Source organism: Paraburkholderia sp. FW306-2-2C-D06C, from assembly GCF_058781505.1.
Genome location: NZ_JBYSWU010000053.1, coordinates 1 through 15,486, shown reverse-complemented (window position 1 = coordinate 15,486; position 15,486 = coordinate 1). Strand labels below are relative to the sequence as shown.

At 64.3% G+C, this 15,486-nt stretch carries 13 protein-coding genes; 4 read left to right on the top strand and 9 right to left on the bottom strand.

From position 1 onward, the window contains the following. Positions 1 to 9 precede the first annotated feature (9 nt). The 5 genes from glyS to AC3WLT_RS29770 form a co-directional block, all read right to left on the bottom strand. Complete coding sequence (glyS, locus tag AC3WLT_RS29790; protein ID WP_492595233.1) at positions 10 to 2,115, bottom strand: glycine--tRNA ligase subunit beta; 2,106 nt, start codon at positions 2,113 to 2,115, stop codon at positions 10 to 12. 15 nt (positions 2,116 to 2,130) lie between these two features. Then, positions 2,131 to 3,138 carry a glycine--tRNA ligase subunit alpha gene (glyQ, locus tag AC3WLT_RS29785; RefSeq protein ID WP_492595268.1) on the bottom strand — a complete coding sequence of 336 codons (1,008 nt, stop codon included), beginning with the start codon at positions 3,136 to 3,138 and terminating at the stop codon, positions 2,131 to 2,133. A gap of 201 nt (positions 3,139 to 3,339) precedes the next feature. Continuing rightward, positions 3,340 to 4,950 carry an FMN-binding glutamate synthase family protein gene (locus AC3WLT_RS29780; RefSeq protein WP_492595232.1) on the bottom strand — a complete coding sequence of 537 codons (1,611 nt, stop codon included), beginning with the start codon at positions 4,948 to 4,950 and terminating at the stop codon, positions 3,340 to 3,342. Between the two features lie 182 nt (positions 4,951 to 5,132). Then, complete coding sequence (gene mnmA / locus AC3WLT_RS29775; protein ID WP_492595231.1) at positions 5,133 to 6,314, bottom strand: tRNA 2-thiouridine(34) synthase MnmA; 1,182 nt, start codon at positions 6,312 to 6,314, stop codon at positions 5,133 to 5,135. 38 nt (positions 6,315 to 6,352) lie between these two features. Then, the gene (locus AC3WLT_RS29770) at positions 6,353 to 6,847 is read right to left on the bottom strand and encodes an NUDIX hydrolase (RefSeq protein ID WP_492595230.1); all 495 of its coding nucleotides are present in this window, start codon (positions 6,845 to 6,847) and stop codon (positions 6,353 to 6,355) included. 182 nt (positions 6,848 to 7,029) lie between these two features. On the opposite strand from AC3WLT_RS29770, the gene AC3WLT_RS29765 reads away from it, so the two are divergent. The 3 genes from AC3WLT_RS29765 (at position 7,030) to AC3WLT_RS29755 (ending at position 10,165) form a co-directional block, all read left to right on the top strand. Continuing rightward, entirely contained in the window at positions 7,030 to 8,181 is a 1,152-nt protein-coding gene (locus AC3WLT_RS29765; protein ID WP_492595229.1) for a Re/Si-specific NAD(P)(+) transhydrogenase subunit alpha, read from the top strand. Positions 8,182 to 8,369: 188 nt separating this feature from the next. Further along, a complete protein-coding gene (locus tag AC3WLT_RS29760) occupies positions 8,370 to 8,711 on the top strand; it encodes an NAD(P) transhydrogenase subunit alpha part 2 (RefSeq protein ID WP_492595228.1) in 342 nt (113 codons plus the stop codon). Then, the gene (locus tag AC3WLT_RS29755) at positions 8,711 to 10,165 is read left to right on the top strand and encodes an NAD(P)(+) transhydrogenase (Re/Si-specific) subunit beta (protein ID WP_492595227.1); all 1,455 of its coding nucleotides are present in this window, start codon (positions 8,711 to 8,713) and stop codon (positions 10,163 to 10,165) included. Before AC3WLT_RS29760 ends, AC3WLT_RS29755 begins: the two co-directional genes overlap by 1 nt. Before the next feature lie 118 nt (positions 10,166 to 10,283). On the opposite strand, the gene AC3WLT_RS29750 is transcribed toward AC3WLT_RS29755, so the two are convergent. The 4 genes from AC3WLT_RS29750 to AC3WLT_RS29735 form a co-directional block, all read right to left on the bottom strand. Next, complete coding sequence (locus tag AC3WLT_RS29750) at positions 10,284 to 11,024, bottom strand: helix-turn-helix transcriptional regulator (RefSeq protein WP_492595226.1); 741 nt, start codon at positions 11,022 to 11,024, stop codon at positions 10,284 to 10,286. A 60-nt stretch (positions 11,025 to 11,084) separates the two neighbouring features. After that, positions 11,085 to 11,468 (bottom strand): VOC family protein, encoded by a 384-nt coding sequence (locus AC3WLT_RS29745; protein ID WP_492595225.1) that lies wholly within the window; start codon positions 11,466 to 11,468, stop codon positions 11,085 to 11,087. A 196-nt stretch (positions 11,469 to 11,664) separates the two neighbouring features. Continuing rightward, on the bottom strand, positions 11,665 to 12,957 hold the full coding sequence (locus AC3WLT_RS29740) for a THUMP domain-containing class I SAM-dependent RNA methyltransferase (RefSeq protein ID WP_492595224.1): 1,293 nt from the start codon (positions 12,955 to 12,957) through the stop codon (positions 11,665 to 11,667). A 30-nt stretch (positions 12,958 to 12,987) separates the two neighbouring features. After that, on the bottom strand, positions 12,988 to 15,126 hold the full coding sequence (locus AC3WLT_RS29735) for a site-specific recombinase (protein ID WP_492595223.1): 2,139 nt from the start codon (positions 15,124 to 15,126) through the stop codon (positions 12,988 to 12,990). Between AC3WLT_RS29735 and AC3WLT_RS29730 the strand changes: the two genes are divergently transcribed. After that, positions 15,067 to 15,384 carry a hypothetical protein gene (locus tag AC3WLT_RS29730; protein WP_492595270.1) on the top strand — a complete coding sequence of 106 codons (318 nt, stop codon included), beginning with the start codon at positions 15,067 to 15,069 and terminating at the stop codon, positions 15,382 to 15,384. The genes AC3WLT_RS29735 and AC3WLT_RS29730 overlap by 60 nt on opposite strands. Positions 15,385 to 15,486 lie beyond the last annotated feature (102 nt).

The window sequence follows — 15,486 nt, the reverse complement described above, 5'->3', positions numbered from 1 at the left end:
GCGCGGGGCTCAGGCAGCGAGTCGGGAAATGTCGGCGACGCAATTCATCTGCTGATGCAGCGTGCCGAGCAAGGCCAGACGGTTGGCGCGCAACGCTGGGTCTTCGGCGTTGACCATCACGTCGTTGAAGAACGTGTCGACCGGTTCGCGCAAGGCGGCGAGCGCCGTCAAGGCGCCCGTGTAGTCGCGCGCGGCGAGTTGCGACTGCACACGCGGCGTGACCTGTTCGAGCTGCGCGTGCAAGGCTTTTTCCGCCGTCTCGGTCAGCAGCGTGACTGAAACGCCGCCGGCCGTGACGCCGTCCGACTTCTTCAGGATGTTCGAAATGCGCTTATTGGCTGCCGCGAGCGATGCCGCTTCAGCCAGCGTCGCGAATTCGCGTACCGCATCGAGTCGCGCGACGATGTCGTCGAGGCGTGTCGGGTTCAGGGCCAGCACCGCGTCGATTTCGCCCACCGCATAGCCGCGTTCACGCAGCAAGCCGCGCAGACGGTCCATGCAGAACTCGTAGATCGCCGGTGTCGAATCGGCGACGTTCGGCACCGCGGCGAATTGCGCGTAAGCGGTGCGCAGCAGTTCGACCAGATCGACTGGCAACTGCTTTTCGACCAGAATCCGCAGCACGCCGAGCGCGTGACGGCGCAGCGCGAACGGATCTTTTTCGCCGGTGGGTTGCAGGCCGATGCCCCAGATGCCGACCAGCGTTTCGAGCTTGTCCGCCAGCGCGACGACCGTGCCGGTTGCGGTGGTGGGCAATGCGTCGCCGGAGAAACGCGGCTGGTAGTGTTCCGAGCATGCGAGCGCGACTTCTTCCGGCTCGCCGTCGTGGCGCGCGTAGTACGTGCCCATCGTGCCTTGCAGCTCGGGGAATTCGCCGACCATGTCGGTGATCAGATCGGCCTTGGCGAGACGCGCGGCGCGCTTCGCGAGCGCGACATCGGCGCCGGTCAGCGAGGCGATCGCGCCAGCCAGCGCTTCCACACGCTCGACGCGTTGCAGCGCCGAACCCAGCTTGTTGTGATACACGACGTTCGCGAGCTGCGGCACGCGCTCGGCGAGCGGCTTCTTCTTGTCCTGCTCGAAGAAGAACTTGGCGTCGGCCAGACGCGGACGCACCACGCGCTCATTGCCTTCGACGATATCGCCCGGCGTCGCCGTTTCGATATTCGACACGATCAGGAAGCGCGAGTGCAGCTTGCCGTTCGTATCCGTCAGCGCGAAGTATTTCTGGTTCGTCTGCATGGTGAGGATCAGGCATTCCTGCGGCACTTGCAGGAATTCGTCTTCGAAACGGCAGGCGTAGACCACCGGCCATTCGACCAGCGACGTCACTTCGTCCAGCAGCGATTCGGGCATCACCACCTGATCGCCGTTGGCTTGCGCGAGCAGTTGGGTGCGGATGGCTTCCTTGCGGTCGGCGAAATTCGCGACCACGCGGCCCTTGTGCATCAGCGTTTCGGCGTACGCATCCGCGTGCTGGATCTGCACGAAGCCTTCGGACAGGAAGCGGTGGCCGAGCGAGGTGTCGTCGGCGTCGATGCCGAGTGCCGTGACCGGCACGACCTGGTCGCCATGCAGCACCGTCAGACGTTGCGCCGGGCGCACGAACTGGATGTTGGTGCCGTCCGGACGCTGATACGTCATCACCTTCGGGATCGGCAGCTTCGAGACGGCGAGCGCTTCGTCGAGCGCGGTTTGCAGGCCTTCGGCGAGCGTCGCGCCCGGTGCGGCATAGCGCAGGAAGAAGGCTTCGGCCTTGCCGTCCGGCGCGCGCTCCAGGTCGCTCACCGAAAAATCGGGGAAGCCGAGCGCGGCCAGTTTCTTGGCGAGCGGCGCGGTGGGCTGGCCGTCCTTGTCCAGCGCGACCGAAACCGGCAGCACTTTTTCGCGCACGTGTTTTTCCGGCGCAACCGCGCGCACATTCCTGATCGTGACCGCGAGGCGGCGCGGCGTCGCATAACGTTCGAACGACAGTTCGCCTTCGATCAGATCGCGCGCCGCGAGGCGCTGTGCAATGCCTTCGGCGAATGCGTCGCCGAGACGCGCGAGCGCTTTCGGCGGCAGTTCTTCGGTCAGCAGTTCGACGAGCAGGGTAGCTTGATGGGAATGAGTCATTTCTAGGTGTTCTCGTCAGTCCTGGTCGATCTTGCGTTCGACTTTCAGCGGCGGCGCCCATGCGGGCATCGCGGCATCCTGTGCGTCGGTCGTGAGGCCGGGCACGCCGTGCACCGGATTGCCGAGCATCGGGAAGCCGAGCTTTTCGCGCGAATCGTAATAAGCCTGCGCGACCAGCTTCGACAGCGCACGGATGCGGCCGATATACGCCGCGCGTTCCGTGACGGAAATCGCGCCGCGCGCGTCGAGCAGGTTGAAGGTATGGCCGGCCTTCAGCACGAGTTCATAGGCGGGCAGCGCGATCTGCGCTTCGATCATGCGCTTCGCTTCCGCTTCGTAGCTGTTGAAGATCGAGAACAGCAACTCGACGTTCGCGTACTCGAAGTTGTAGGTGGACTGTTCGACCTCGTTCTGGTGATACACGTCGCCGTAAGTCAGGCGCCGGAGTTCGGGGCCGTTCGGCCCTTGCTCTTCCCACTCGGTCCAGACCAGGTCGTAGACGTTTTCGACCTTCTGCAGGTACATCGCGAGACGTTCGAGACCGTAGGTGATTTCGCCGAGCACCGGCCTGCAATCCAGGCCGCCGACCTGCTGGAAATAGGTGAACTGGGTCACTTCCATGCCGTTCAGCCACACTTCCCAGCCGAGGCCCCACGCGCCGAGCGTCGGGTTTTCCCAGTCGTCCTCGACGAAGCGCACGTCGTTCTGCTTCAGGTCGAAGCCGAGCGCTTCGAGCGAGCCGAGGTACAGGTCGAGGATGTTTTCCGGCGCCGGCTTCAGCACCACCTGGTATTGATAGTAATGCTGCAGGCGGTTCGGGTTCTCGCCGTAGCGGCCGTCTTTGGGACGGCGCGACGGCTGTACATAGGCTGCTCGCCACGGTTCCGGACCGATCGCGCGCAGGAAGGTGTGGACGTGGGACGTGCCCGCGCCGACTTCCATGTCGATCGGCTGGAGCAACGCGCAACCCTGCTTATCCCAGTAGGACTGCAGTGTCAGGATGATTTGCTGAAACGTGAGCATGAAGTGCCTTTCGGGCATAGGGCCGCGCCGCAAAGCGCCGAAGCGCGCGGGGCGGCCGTGGAGCGAAGTGCTAAACCGTAGATTTTAACGGAAAGGGAGGGGGGTGTCCGTTTTGCGGGGGCAGACGAGCTTCGCGGTGATCCTCAAACGACGAAGACTTTGCGGCGATCGACCCGCTGGCCGATCGCCGCCACAACCGGATTACGTCGCGGCCAGGTCCATCTTCGGCGCAAACGAATCGCTGCGCGCCACCGGCCACCACTTCTCGTACAACGAATAACGATAGTTGCCGTTGAGCAGATCGTTCGGTTCGAGATACTTCAGCAGCTCCGACATCAGCTGGACCTCATGCGACGACACGCGCCGCACGATGTGATGCGCGCGCAGTTCCGCCGGATGCTTCAGGCCCGCGGCCTGAATGATTTCCTTCAGCGCATGCAGCGTGTTGTGATGGAAGTTGAACACGCGCTCGGCCTTGTCCGGCACGACCAGCGCGCGCTGGCGCACCGGGTCCTGCGTCGCCACGCCGGTCGGGCAGCGGCCGGTGTGGCAGGTCTGCGCCTGGATGCAGCCGACCGCGAACATGAAGCCGCGCGCCGCGTTGACCCAGTCGGCGCCGATCGCCAGCGTCCTGGTGATGTCGAACGCGGTGATCATCTTGCCGCTCGCGCCGATGCGGATGCGCTGGCGCAAGCCGATGCCGACCAGCGTGTTGTGCACCAGCAGCAGTCCTTCCTGCAACGGCACGCCGACGTGATCGGTGAATTCCAGCGGCGCGGCGCCCGTGCCGCCTTCGGCGCCGTCGACCACGATGAAGTCCGGCAGGATACCCGTCTCCAGCATCGCCTTCGCAATGCCGAAAAATTCCCACGGATGCCCGATGCACAGCTTGAAGCCGGTCGGCTTGCCGCCAGAGAGCGTGCGCAAACGGTCGACGAATTCGAGCAGGCCGCGCGGCGTGGAGAACTCGGAGTGCGTGGCGGGCGAAATGCAATCGCGGCCCATCGGCACGCCCCGAGTCTCGGCGATCTCCGGCGTGATCTTCGCGGCCGGCAGCACGCCGCCGTGACCGGGCTTCGCGCCTTGCGAGAGCTTCACTTCGATCATCTTCACTTGCGGTTCGGCGGCCTGCTTCGCGAACTTCTCGGCGCTGAAGGTGCCGTCGTCGTTGCGGCAGCCGAAGTAGCCCGACGCGATTTCCCAGATGATGTCGCCGCCGTGCTCGCGGTGATATTTCGACATCGAACCTTCGCCGGTGTCGTGTGCGAAGTTGCCTTTCTTCGCGCCGAGGTTCAGCGCCATGATCGCGTTGGCCGACAGCGAGCCGAAGCTCATCGCGGACACGTTGAAAATCGACATCGAGTAAGGCTGCGCGCGGTCCGGTCCAACGACGATGCGAAAGTCGTGACCGTCGAGCGTGGTCGGCGCGAGCGAGTGGCTGATCCATTCGTGCGCGACGGCTTTGACGTCGAGTTCGGTGCCGTACGGGCGGCTGTCGACGTCGTTCTTGGCGCGCTGATAGACGATGCTGCGTTGCGCGCGCGAGAACGGTTTCTCGTCGGTATCGTCTTCGACGAAATACTGGCGGATTTCCGGCCGGATGAATTCGAACAGGAAACGGAAGTGCCCCCATAGCGGATAGTTGCGCAGAATCGCGTGGCGTTCCTGCGTCAGATCGAAAAGGCCGAGCGCGACGAGCGCCACCGGCACGATGATCCAGAACCACGAAATGCGATGCGTCGCGGCGAGCGCCGCGCACACGGCGAACAGCGCGACTGCGCACCACATCGCCAGGTAACGTCGAGAAAACATGGGGACTCCAGTGCAGTGAAGGTCGTCACGGAGGGATCGCCGACGCTGTGGGCGCAGACGGAATCCGCCGCGAAAGAAAACAACAACTGCTTATTTATGGTGAAGCCGCGGCTTGAAGATGAAGCTTGCGGGTGAAGCGCGTGCCGCGGCGGCGAGCGCCGCGGCACGGTAAAACTCCTTGTCTAGCGGGCGGTCAGCAGCGCCGCCTTTTGCGGCTGGCGCGCCGCCGGCTGGCCGGTCACCGCGTGCTCGATGATGCCGCCGCCCAGACAGACGTCGCCATCGTAGAGCACCGCCGATTGCCCCGGTGTGACAGCCCATTGCGCGGCATCGAAATTCAGTTCGAACAGATCATCGGCGGCGCCTGCGGCCTCAGCCGCCGAGCTGGTCGTCGCCCCAGCCGCCGCACTGAACGTGCAGGGCGCGTCGGCTTGGCGATAGCGGGTTTTCGCGCCGCACGCGAAACCTTCAGCCGGCGGTTCGCCCGCGACCCAGCTCGTATTGCCGGCGGAGAGCGTATGGCTCAGCAGCCATGGATGATCGTGGCCTTGCGCGACATACAGCGTGTTCGACGGAATATCCTTGCCGGCCACGAACCACGGTTCGCCGCTGCCGTCCTTGCTGCCGCCGAGGCCGATGCCCTTGCGCTGGCCGAACGTGTAGAACGCGAGACCGATGTGTTCGCCGATCACTTTGCCGTCGGTGGTTTTCATCGGGCCGGGTTGAGTCGGCAGATAGCGGTTCAGGAAGTCGCGGAACGGCCGCTCGCCGATGAAGCAGATGCCGGTCGAATCTTTTTTCTTCGCATTCGGCAGGCCGATCTGTTCGGCGATTTCGCGCACTTTGGTTTTCGGAATCTCGCCGAGCGGAAACAGCGTCTTCGACAACTGCGCCTGATTCAGCCGATGCAGGAAGTACGACTGGTCCTTCGTGTGATCGAAGGCCTTCAGCAGTTCGAAGCGGCCGTTGTTCTCGCGCACGCGCGCATAGTGGCCGGTCGCGATGGTTTGCGCGCCGAGCGACATCGCGTGGTCGAGGAAGGCCTTGAACTTGATCTCGGCGTTGCACAGCACGTCCGGATTCGGCGTGCGGCCGGCCGAGTATTCGCGCAGGAATTCGGCGAACACGCGGTCCTTGTATTCGGCGGCGAAGTTGACCGCTTCGACGTCGATGCCGATCAGGTCCGCCACGGAGACGACGTCGATCCAGTCCTGCCGCGTCGAGCAGTACTCGCTGTCGTCGTCGTCTTCCCAGTTTTTCATGAACAGGCCGACCACGTCGTAGCCTTGTTCCTTCAGCAGCCACGCGGTGACCGACGAATCGACGCCGCCCGACATGCCTACTACGACTTTTTGCTTGCTCATAAGGTGCTCACTGCGTACTGCCTGACTTCATTGATCGGTTATTGGCCGCTCATTGGCCATTTGGGCCCGACCGAATGCGTGTGCACGAAGTCGAGCGGGAAACGCCGGCCCGCGAGGTAATCGTCGATACATTGCATGACGAGCGGCGTGCGATGCCGTTCGGGACATGCGCGCAATTCTTCGGCGCTCATCCACAGCGTGCGGACAATGTTGGGGTCGAGCGCGCGATCCGCTTGCTGCTCGCCGTTCTTGCCGCAATAGGTGAAGCGCAGATACGTCACGCCCTCGCTGCCGGGCCGCACGAAATGCGTCATATACATGCCCACCAGCGCCTCGGGCGTGAACGGATGGGCGGTTTCCTCGAGCGTTTCGCGGCTGACCGCATCCAGAAGCGTTTCACCCGCCTCCAGATGGCCGGCGGGCTGGTTCAGGCGCAGGCCGTCGACGGTATGTTCCTCGACCACCAGAAAGCGCCCGTCACACTCGACAATAGCCGCGACGGTGACGTGCGGCGTCCAGGTTTCCGGTTTCATGGGTGCGCATTTTACCGTTTATGGGATCGCGCTGCCGGGAAGCGGCCAGGACCCCCGGATTGTCCCCGATTTCGGCGCACCCCCCAGTTTCGGTTAAAGTGACGCCTTAGCCGTGGCAATTGCAAGCCGGCGTGCCTCGTCGGCAGATCTGTCGTAAAACAGGAAGTCGAGGAGGAACAACGATGCACATCGGAGTGCCAGCCGAGACGCGCGCGCACGAAACCCGCGTCGCCGCGACGCCCGAAACGGTCAAGAAGTATGTGGCCCAGGGCCATCGGGTCACGATCCAGAGCGGCGCCGGCACCGGCGCCAGCTTCCCTGACGATGCCTTTACAGCCGCCGGCGCGGAAGTCGTCGATGCGGCTACCGCTTTCGGCGCCGAGCTCGTTCTCAAAGTCCAGTCCCCGACCGATGCCGAGCTGCCGCTTCTGAAGCGCGGCGCGACGCTGGTCGGCATGCTCGATCCTTTCAACGCCGAAAACGCGCTGAAACTCGCCGCGGCCGGCGTCACCGCGTTCGCGCTCGAAGCCGCGCCGCGCACCACGCGCGCGCAGAGCCTCGACGTGCTGTCGTCGCAGGCGAACATCGCCGGCTACAAGGCGGTGCTGCTGGCGGCCACGCTTTACCCGCGTTTCATGCCGATGCTGATGACGGCCGCCGGTACGGTGAAAGCTGCGCGTGTGCTGATTCTCGGCGCGGGCGTGGCCGGCTTGCAGGCGATCGCGACCGCCAAGCGCCTGGGCGCCGTGATCGAAGCCTCCGACGTGCGTCCAGCGGTGAAGGAGCAGATCGAATCGCTCGGCGCCAAATTTCTCGACGTGCCCTACGAAACCGACGAGGAGCGCGAAGCCGCGCAGGGCGTCGGCGGCTATGCGCGGCCGATGCCGCCAGGCTGGCTGCAACGCCAGTCGGCGCTGGTGCACGAGCGCGCCAGGCAGGCCGACGTGGTGATCTCCACCGCCTTGATCCCGGGCCGCGCCGCGCCGACGCTGATCTCGGTCGAAACCGTGCAGGCGATGAAACCCGGCTCGGTTCTGGTTGACCTGGCGGCAGGTCGCGGCGCCGGGGTTGACGGTAGCGAAGGCCGGCGCGGCGGCAACTGTCCGCTGACCGAAGCGGACCAGGTCGTGGTCAAACACGGCGTGACGATCGTCGGCCACACGAATCTGGCCTCGATGGTGCCCGCCGACGCGTCGTCCCTGTACGCACGCAACCTGCTCGACTTCCTCAAGCTGATCATCACCAAGGAAGGCACCCTGAACATCGATCTCGCGGACGACATCGTCGCGGCCACGCTGCTGGCCCGCGACGGCGAAGTCGCGCGCAAGGCATAAAGCGAACCACATGGGACCGGAGTAAGTGCTTTGTATGGGACCAGAGTAAGCGCTAAAGCGCTAACTCTGGCCGACAGCGAACCACATGGGACCGGAGTAAGTGCTTTGCATGGGATCAGAGTAAGCGCTAAAGCGCTAACTCTGATCGACAGCTAAAGCGCTAACTCCGGTCGACATAGGAGAAGGCAATGGAAGTCATCAACCACACCGTCATCAACCTGATCATCTTCGTGCTGGCGATCTACGTCGGCTATCACGTCGTCTGGAACGTCACGCCTGCGCTGCACACGCCGCTGATGGCCGTGACCAACGCGATCTCGGCGATCGTGATCGTCGGCGCGATGCTGGCGACGGGCCTCACGCTGGGCACGCCGGGCAAGTTCTTCGGCACGCTCGCCGTCGCGCTGGCGGCGGTCAACGTGTTCGGCGGCTTTCTCGTCACCCGGCGAATGCTGGAGATGTTCCGCAAGAAAGAGCCGAAGAAGCTCACCGCTGACAAGGCACAATCCACGACCAGGGAGAACGCGTAATGAGTCTGAACGTCGTCACGCTGCTTTATCTGGTCGCGTCGGTCTGCTTCATCCAGGCGCTCAAGGGGCTGTCGAATCCGAAGACGGCGCGCACCGGCAACACCTTCGGCATGGTCGGGATGGCGATCGCGATTCTCACGACCCTCGTGCTGATCACCAAACAGGCTGCCGCGCTCGGCTCGAATCTCGGCCTGGGGCTCGGCCTGCTGCTGGTCGCGCTGGTGATCGGCGGCGCGGTCGGCGCGTTCGTCGCCGCGCGCGTCGAGATGACCAAGATGCCGGAACTGGTCGCGGCGATGCACTCGCTGATCGGTCTCGCGGCCGTGTGCATCGCGTACGCGGTGGTGTCGGAGCCGTCGGCGTTCGGCCTCGTCGATCCCGAGAATCCGGTGCCGGGTTTCCTGCCGTACGGTAACCGCGTCGAGCTGTTCATCGGCACGTTCGTCGGCGCGATCACGTTCTCCGGCTCGGTGATCGCGTTCGGCAAGCTGTCGGGCAAATATAAATTCCGGCTCTTCCAGGGCGCGCCGGTCGTGTATGCGGGACAGCATCTGATCAACCTGATGCTGGCGATCGCGATGCTCGGCTTCGGCGCGATCTTCTTCCTGACGCAGTCGTGGCTGCCGTTCGTCATCATGACGGCGATCGCGTTCGCGCTCGGCGTGCTGATCATCATCCCGATCGGCGGCGCGGATATGCCGGTGGTGGTGTCGATGCTCAATTCGTATTCGGGCTGGGCGGCGGCGGGCATCGGTTTCTCGCTGAACAATCCGATGCTGATCATCGCGGGTTCGCTGGTCGGCTCGTCGGGTGCGATCCTGTCGTACATCATGTGCCGCGCGATGAACCGCTCGTTCTTCAACGTGATTCTCGGCGGCTTCGGCAACGAACCGGGCGCGGCCGCGGCGGGTGGGTCGGCGGAACAGCGTCCGGTGAAAGCCGGTTCGGCCGACGATGCGTCGTTCATGCTCGGCAACGCCGAAACCGTGGTGATCGTGCCGGGCTACGGCCTCGCGGTCGCGCGTGCGCAGCATGCGTTGAAGGAACTCACCGACAAGCTGGTCGAGAAGGGCATCGAGGTCAAATACGCGATTCACCCGGTGGCCGGCCGCATGCCGGGCCACATGAACGTGCTGCTCGCCGAAGCCGAAGTGCCGTACGACATGGTGTTCGAGATGGACGACATCAACGGCGAGTTCGGCCAGGTCGACGTGGTGCTGGTGCTCGGCGCGAACGACGTGGTGAATCCGGCGGCGAAGAACGATCCGAAGTCGCCGATCGCGGGCATGCCGATCATCGAGGCGTACAAGGCGCGTACCGTCATCGTGAATAAACGCTCGATGGCCGCGGGTTATGCGGGTCTCGACAACGACCTGTTCTACATGGACAAGACGATGATGGTGTTCGGCGATGCGAAGAAGGTGATCGAGGATATGGTGAAGTCGGTGGAGTAACGCGCCTCGGCGCCTCGGCGTCCTGGCGGATCACGGCCTGCGAGGTGGCGGGCCGCGATCCGCTTGTGTGCGGGCCAACTGCACGCGTGAAGCGTGGCGGCCGCTGCAAGAAAAATCCTTATCGCGGCTTCGCGCGTACATGCCGCAACAGATCCGCCAGCCGCCTGCCTTCCTGGTCCGGATACTGTTCGAGCAACTGGAGATTCTGGATCTTCTCCAGACCGAAATTCCGGAAGTCGCTCCGTAATTCGCACCACGCGCCCAGCGTCCAGCGCGCGCCCCAATAGGCGAGCGCCAGCGGCCACACGCGCCGCTCGGTGGCCGCGCCGTTCACGTCGGTGTAGGCGAAGCTCGCCACCTGGCGGCCGTCGATCGCTCGATGCAGCGCATCCACCTTCGCGGAAAAATCCCCTTTGATGTGAAACGACGGCGCGAAGATCGCCAGCCGTTCGAGCGTCGCGCGTTTGTCGGCGGGCATCGCCGAGGCGATCTTCGCCAACGCGCCGCGCGCGCCGCTCGCAAAGCCGGCGCCGCCCCACGATTCGAGCATTCGCGCGCCGGCTGCGAGCGCGGCCAGTTCGTCGGCGGTGAAGGTGAGCGGCGGCAAGCTCGCCGCGCGGCTCAGCCGGTAGCCAATACCGGCTTCGCCTTCGATCGGCACGCCGGAGAGTTGCAGATCGCGCACGTCGCGATAGACCGTGCGCAGCGAGATGTTGAGCCAGTCGGCGAGTTGTTGCGCGGTGGTCAGACGCCGGCCGCGCAGCAGTTCGGCGATCTGGAACAGGCGGTCGGCGCGGCGCGTCATCGTGGGCGTCTTGTAGAAAAGAACGGGGACAGTCCCACGATGATAGCGCCGCATGCCGTGCTCCGCTCGGCATTCGGATCGGCTGACGATTGACCGCTGTCGCCGCCGGGCCGTTTAACCGTTGGTCCGCGAATGCAGACCCAGGCGGTTGCCTTCCGTATCGGTGAAGAACGCGATGTAGCCAATGTCCTGCGGCAGCTTGATCACCGGTCCGTCCACCTTGCCGCCGGCCTGTTCGACGCGGGCGAGCGTGGCGTCGACGGTCGGTTGCGCGTTCAGGTAGACGAGCACGCCGTCGTCGGTCGGCGTCATCGACGGGCTGTGGACGATTGCGCCGCCGGTGGCCGGTTCCTCGTAGCCGAAGATCGCGATCGGCTGGCCGCCGAGCTCCTGGCGATTCAGTTTGACGTCGAGCGCGGTTTCATAAAACCGAACGGCGCGATCGAAATCGACCGACGGAATCTCGAACCATGCAACAACTTTGGATGATGCGGACATGTCACTCTCCTATGGATGGCGGGTAAGCCGTGCAAAGCGCCGGATGGCGTGAGAAGGAGTGTGCAGGGGGGCTGCTGACAGCGTAGTGTCAGTAGGGCATGGCGGAAGTGCGAATAGACGCGGGCCCGCTCAGACGAAAAAAAGCCGCGGACCTTTTGGGTCCGCGGCTTCTCACAAAGGTTGTTGCGCTACCGGCTCAAGCCGCCGGCGTATCGTTCTGCGGCCGTTGCCGGACGCTGCCCGCAATCAGGTCGAAGCGGAACAGCCGGCATTCGAGCGCGCCATTGAAGAGCGGCGTTTTGGTCGACTCGCGCAGACGCAACTGGCCAGGCAGCTTGCGATCCGACGTGAGAATGAACGCGTGCCAGCCGGTGAAGCGCTGTTTCAGCGCGTCGCCGAACGACTGGAAAAATTCGCTGTCCGGCGCTTCTTCCTGGGCGCGGCGGAAACCGTCGTCTTCGCGGCCTTCACGATTGCCGCGGCCTTCGCGGACTTCGCCGCGCGCGTTGCGGCCACGCACTTCGATCCGCTCGCCATACGGCGGATTCGCGACGAGAATGCCCGGTTCCGGCGACGGCGCAGTCATGCCGCGCGCGTCGACCTGTTTGAGCGGAATGGACGGCAGGCCGGCGCGCTGGAAGTTCGCGCGTGCCTTGTCCAGCATGTCGCCGGAAATGTCGCTGCCGAAAATCTGCAGATCGGCGCGCGAGCTGCGGGCGGCGTGCTTCGCATCCAGCGCGGCGGCCTTCAGCGTTTGCCACGTCTTCGCTTCGTATTGCTTGAGCTTTTCGAAGCCGAAGCGGCGTTCGGCGCCCGGCGCGATATTCAGCGCGACCTGCGCGGCTTCCGCGAGGAACGTGCCGCTGCCGCACATCGGGTCGTACAGCGGCGTGCCGGCGGTCCAGCCGGTCAGACGCAGGATGCCCGCCGCGAGGTTCTCGCGCAGCGGCGCCGCGCCCTTGTCGAGACGCCAGCCGCGCTTGAAGAGCGGGTCGCCGGAGGTGTCGAGGTAGAGCGTGCAATCGGTGGCGGTCAGGAACGCGAACACGCGCACGTCGGGCATGCCGGTGTCGATGCTCGGACGCGCGCCGCTGACTTCGCGCAGACGGTCGCAGATCGCGTCCTTGACGCGCAGCGTCGCGAATTCGAGGCTGCGCAGCGGCGATTTGATCGCCGTGACGTCCACGCGCAGCGTTTCGTTTGCGGAGAACCACTGTTCCCAACGCTGTTCGAGCGCGAGCGCGTAGATGTCCTGCTCGCTGCGGTACGGGCGATGCGCGATTTTCAGCAGTACGCGGCTCGCGAGGCGCGAATGCAGGTTGGCGGCCATGCCGGCAGCCCAGCCCCCGCGGAAATGCACGCCGCCCGGCACTTGTGCGCCGGCCGTGAACGGCGCGCCGTTCAGATGCTTCGCGGCAATTTCGGCGAGTTCGGCGGCGAGCGAGGCTTCAAGTCCGCGCGGACAGGGAAGGAAGAAATCGAAGGACATTGAGGTTGCCGGAAGGCGTTGGATAAGGCGCTATTGTACGCGGTCGAGGTGAGGCGCCCGGGCGCGCACCGGCCACACCAGTTCGAGCGGACGCTGGAACACGCGCTGCCAGATCGCGCCGCGCAGCGAGCGCACCGTATTGCGCCGCAAATCGCGCGATTTCACCGCCATGTAGAAGGCAAGCGCGAAGCTCACGGCCACGTTCAGGATCGCCATGCTGCCGACGCCCGCGACCGCCCACCACAGCTCCGGCAACTTCAACGCGTCTTTGCCGAGCACGCCGAGCGCGACGCCGATCGAGCCGGCGCTGAGCGTGACGTGGCGCACTTCAAAAGCGAACGCGAAGGCGGTGAGGATCGCGGGCACGAGACCGAGCATCAGGCCGAGCGTGATATTGCCCGCGACGCCTGCCACGTTCGAGCGGCAGAACTGCGCGAGACGGGCGGCGCCGGCCGCACCGAGCGTCATGCGCAGCCGCCGGTTGTAGGCGAGCGCATCGGCCACGCGATGCAGGACGAACCAGTTATCCGCCCAGCCTGCGAGCAGGCTCGATGACCAGAGCAGCACGCCGGTCAGCGCCGCGTAGAACGGCGTCGGCCCGAGCAGCGCGAACGAATGCAATGTAGCGTGAGCTTTCTCCGGCGAAATGAGGTTGGCGTGGAACAGCATGTGCCACAGCAATTGCACGCCGAGGCACACGGGGAACACCAGCAGAACGTTGCCGAGCACGGCTGCTGCTTGCGTGCGGATCAGCGCGGTCACCGAACTCACGAAGCTGTCCACGCCTGCAGGCGTGCCGGTCCCGTCGAGTTCGCGGGCGAGGGTGGGCGCCGTCATCGCCGGCTGCTTGGTGGCGAGCGAGAAGTGCAGGAAGTGCATCAGCAGGAAGCTGGCGGCGTAGTTGATGCCGGCCAGCAGGCCTTCGAACATCGATTGCAGATGCGCGCCGGTGATCGCGAACTTCACGCACACCGTGACGACGGTGACGAGTCCGCCGCCGGCTGCCATGCGCAGCATCTTCAGGTACTCGGCGCGATCGCGCGCGATGTAGTGCTCGCCGGTGTCGGCGCTGTATTCGACGACCTTGCGCGCGAGCAGCGAGAAATTGCTGCGCACCAGGTGGGCGACGCTTTGGCTCGCATGATTCGCGTTCACCAGTTCGGCAGTCAGACGCGCGCCGGCGTGCGGATCGTCCTGTGCCATCCATGCGTTGAGCAGAAGCTCGGCGCGCACGATGCGCATGCGCATCCGCTCGACCTGGAACACGATATCGACGCTGACGCCGTTGCGATAGAGGTGTGCGAAGACGTTGTCGGTGGCGCTGCGGCATTCATCGAGCAGCAGCCGCAGATAGTTGACCTCATGCAGCAGCTTGTCTTGCGGCGCGCCTTCGACGACGGCCTGATGCGCGGCTTCGACTGCGAGCATCGCGCGTGTGAGCCCGTAGAAAGGCTGCTTTTCCATGGCGACGCGCACATCGCCGGCATCGCGGACGTCGACTTCGCCGAGGCGGCTGCGTACGGTTTGCGACAGGCCGGTCGAGCTGATCTGGCAGGTGAGGTTGTGCAGCGCGGCCAGCAGGTCGAGTGAGAGCGGCGTGGTTTCGCGCGGCTCGTTTTCGTCTTGCTCGTAGTCGAAGAGGGCGCGGATGCGGGTGAGCAGATCGGTGGGGGTGGCGTCGATCCACTGCGCGTCGCGCTCGGAGTTGAACATCAGCCTGACGATCGCGGTGAGATCGCGCCGGTTGGGCGCGGGCGGAATCAGCGAAGCCTCGAACCGTTCGAACAGCGCGCCGAAGAAGCCCGAGTGGACCGGCATGCCTGCATCGCAGAGGAGCGAGAGGCTGTCGCTTTCGCGCAGCAGCGCGCGGAGGATGCCGGCGACGTTTGCCTTCCACGCGGGGTTGCGGTCGAGGACGTTGAGCAGGTAACGGATTCGGGTGTGCGCTGGGATTGAGCGCGAATCGGAGGCGGCGTCAGAAGCGGTGCTGGATGCGGCCGGTTGCACGGCGCCCCCGCGGTGGATCCAATGCGCGAGTTCTATCAGCCACTCGCTGCGGTCAGGGTAAGGCGCGGTCTTGTCAGCGATCGCTAGCAGCGCGTCTAGCTGGTGGCCGCTGTCGCGGGAAGCGCGCCATTTTTTTATGAATCGTTGGATAGAAGTGAACATTCTTTTTTGCCTGCGGCGCTCTGGTGGTCGTTAGATGAAAGGATATGGCATGTTTTTTTTCTTCTGGTTGAGGTTTTGCATAATTTTTCTGATTTGCCTTTGGCGGCAGCAATTTGTGGTTTGCATGCAGTGGTCTTGATTTTTTTGCCTTCGCGGCGCTTCTTAAGTCTGTTTGCCTATGGCGTTGGTCTTGGTTTTTTTGCCTGTGCGGCGCTTCCTATGTCTGTTCGCCTACGGCAGTGCCTTTCGCTGTTCTGACTTCTTTGGCCTTTCCTTGATTTGTTATTGGTTTATTAGCTTTCCCCCTGTGCGGGGGAGCACCTACTTTTCTTTGCCGGCCGCAAAGAAAAGTAGGCAAAA

Coding starts and splice junctions, on each gene's coding strand:
- glyS (WP_492595233.1), bottom strand. CDS start 2,115: ATGACTCATTCCCATCAAGCTACCCTGCTCGTCGAACTGCTGACCGAA.
- glyQ (WP_492595268.1), bottom strand. CDS start 3,138: ATGCTCACGTTTCAGCAAATCATCCTGACACTGCAGTCCTACTGGGAT.
- AC3WLT_RS29780 (WP_492595232.1), bottom strand. CDS start 4,950: ATGTTTTCTCGACGTTACCTGGCGATGTGGTGCGCAGTCGCGCTGTTC.
- mnmA (WP_492595231.1), bottom strand. CDS start 6,314: ATGAGCAAGCAAAAAGTCGTAGTAGGCATGTCGGGCGGCGTCGATTCG.
- AC3WLT_RS29770 (WP_492595230.1), bottom strand. CDS start 6,847: ATGAAACCGGAAACCTGGACGCCGCACGTCACCGTCGCGGCTATTGTC.
- AC3WLT_RS29765 (WP_492595229.1), top strand. CDS start 7,030: ATGCACATCGGAGTGCCAGCCGAGACGCGCGCGCACGAAACCCGCGTC.
- AC3WLT_RS29760 (WP_492595228.1), top strand. CDS start 8,370: ATGGAAGTCATCAACCACACCGTCATCAACCTGATCATCTTCGTGCTG.
- AC3WLT_RS29755 (WP_492595227.1), top strand. CDS start 8,711: ATGAGTCTGAACGTCGTCACGCTGCTTTATCTGGTCGCGTCGGTCTGC.
- AC3WLT_RS29750 (WP_492595226.1), bottom strand. CDS start 11,024: ATGCGGCGCTATCATCGTGGGACTGTCCCCGTTCTTTTCTACAAGACG.
- AC3WLT_RS29745 (WP_492595225.1), bottom strand. CDS start 11,468: ATGTCCGCATCATCCAAAGTTGTTGCATGGTTCGAGATTCCGTCGGTC.
- AC3WLT_RS29740 (WP_492595224.1), bottom strand. CDS start 12,957: ATGTCCTTCGATTTCTTCCTTCCCTGTCCGCGCGGACTTGAAGCCTCG.
- AC3WLT_RS29735 (WP_492595223.1), bottom strand. CDS start 15,126: ATGTTCACTTCTATCCAACGATTCATAAAAAAATGGCGCGCTTCCCGC.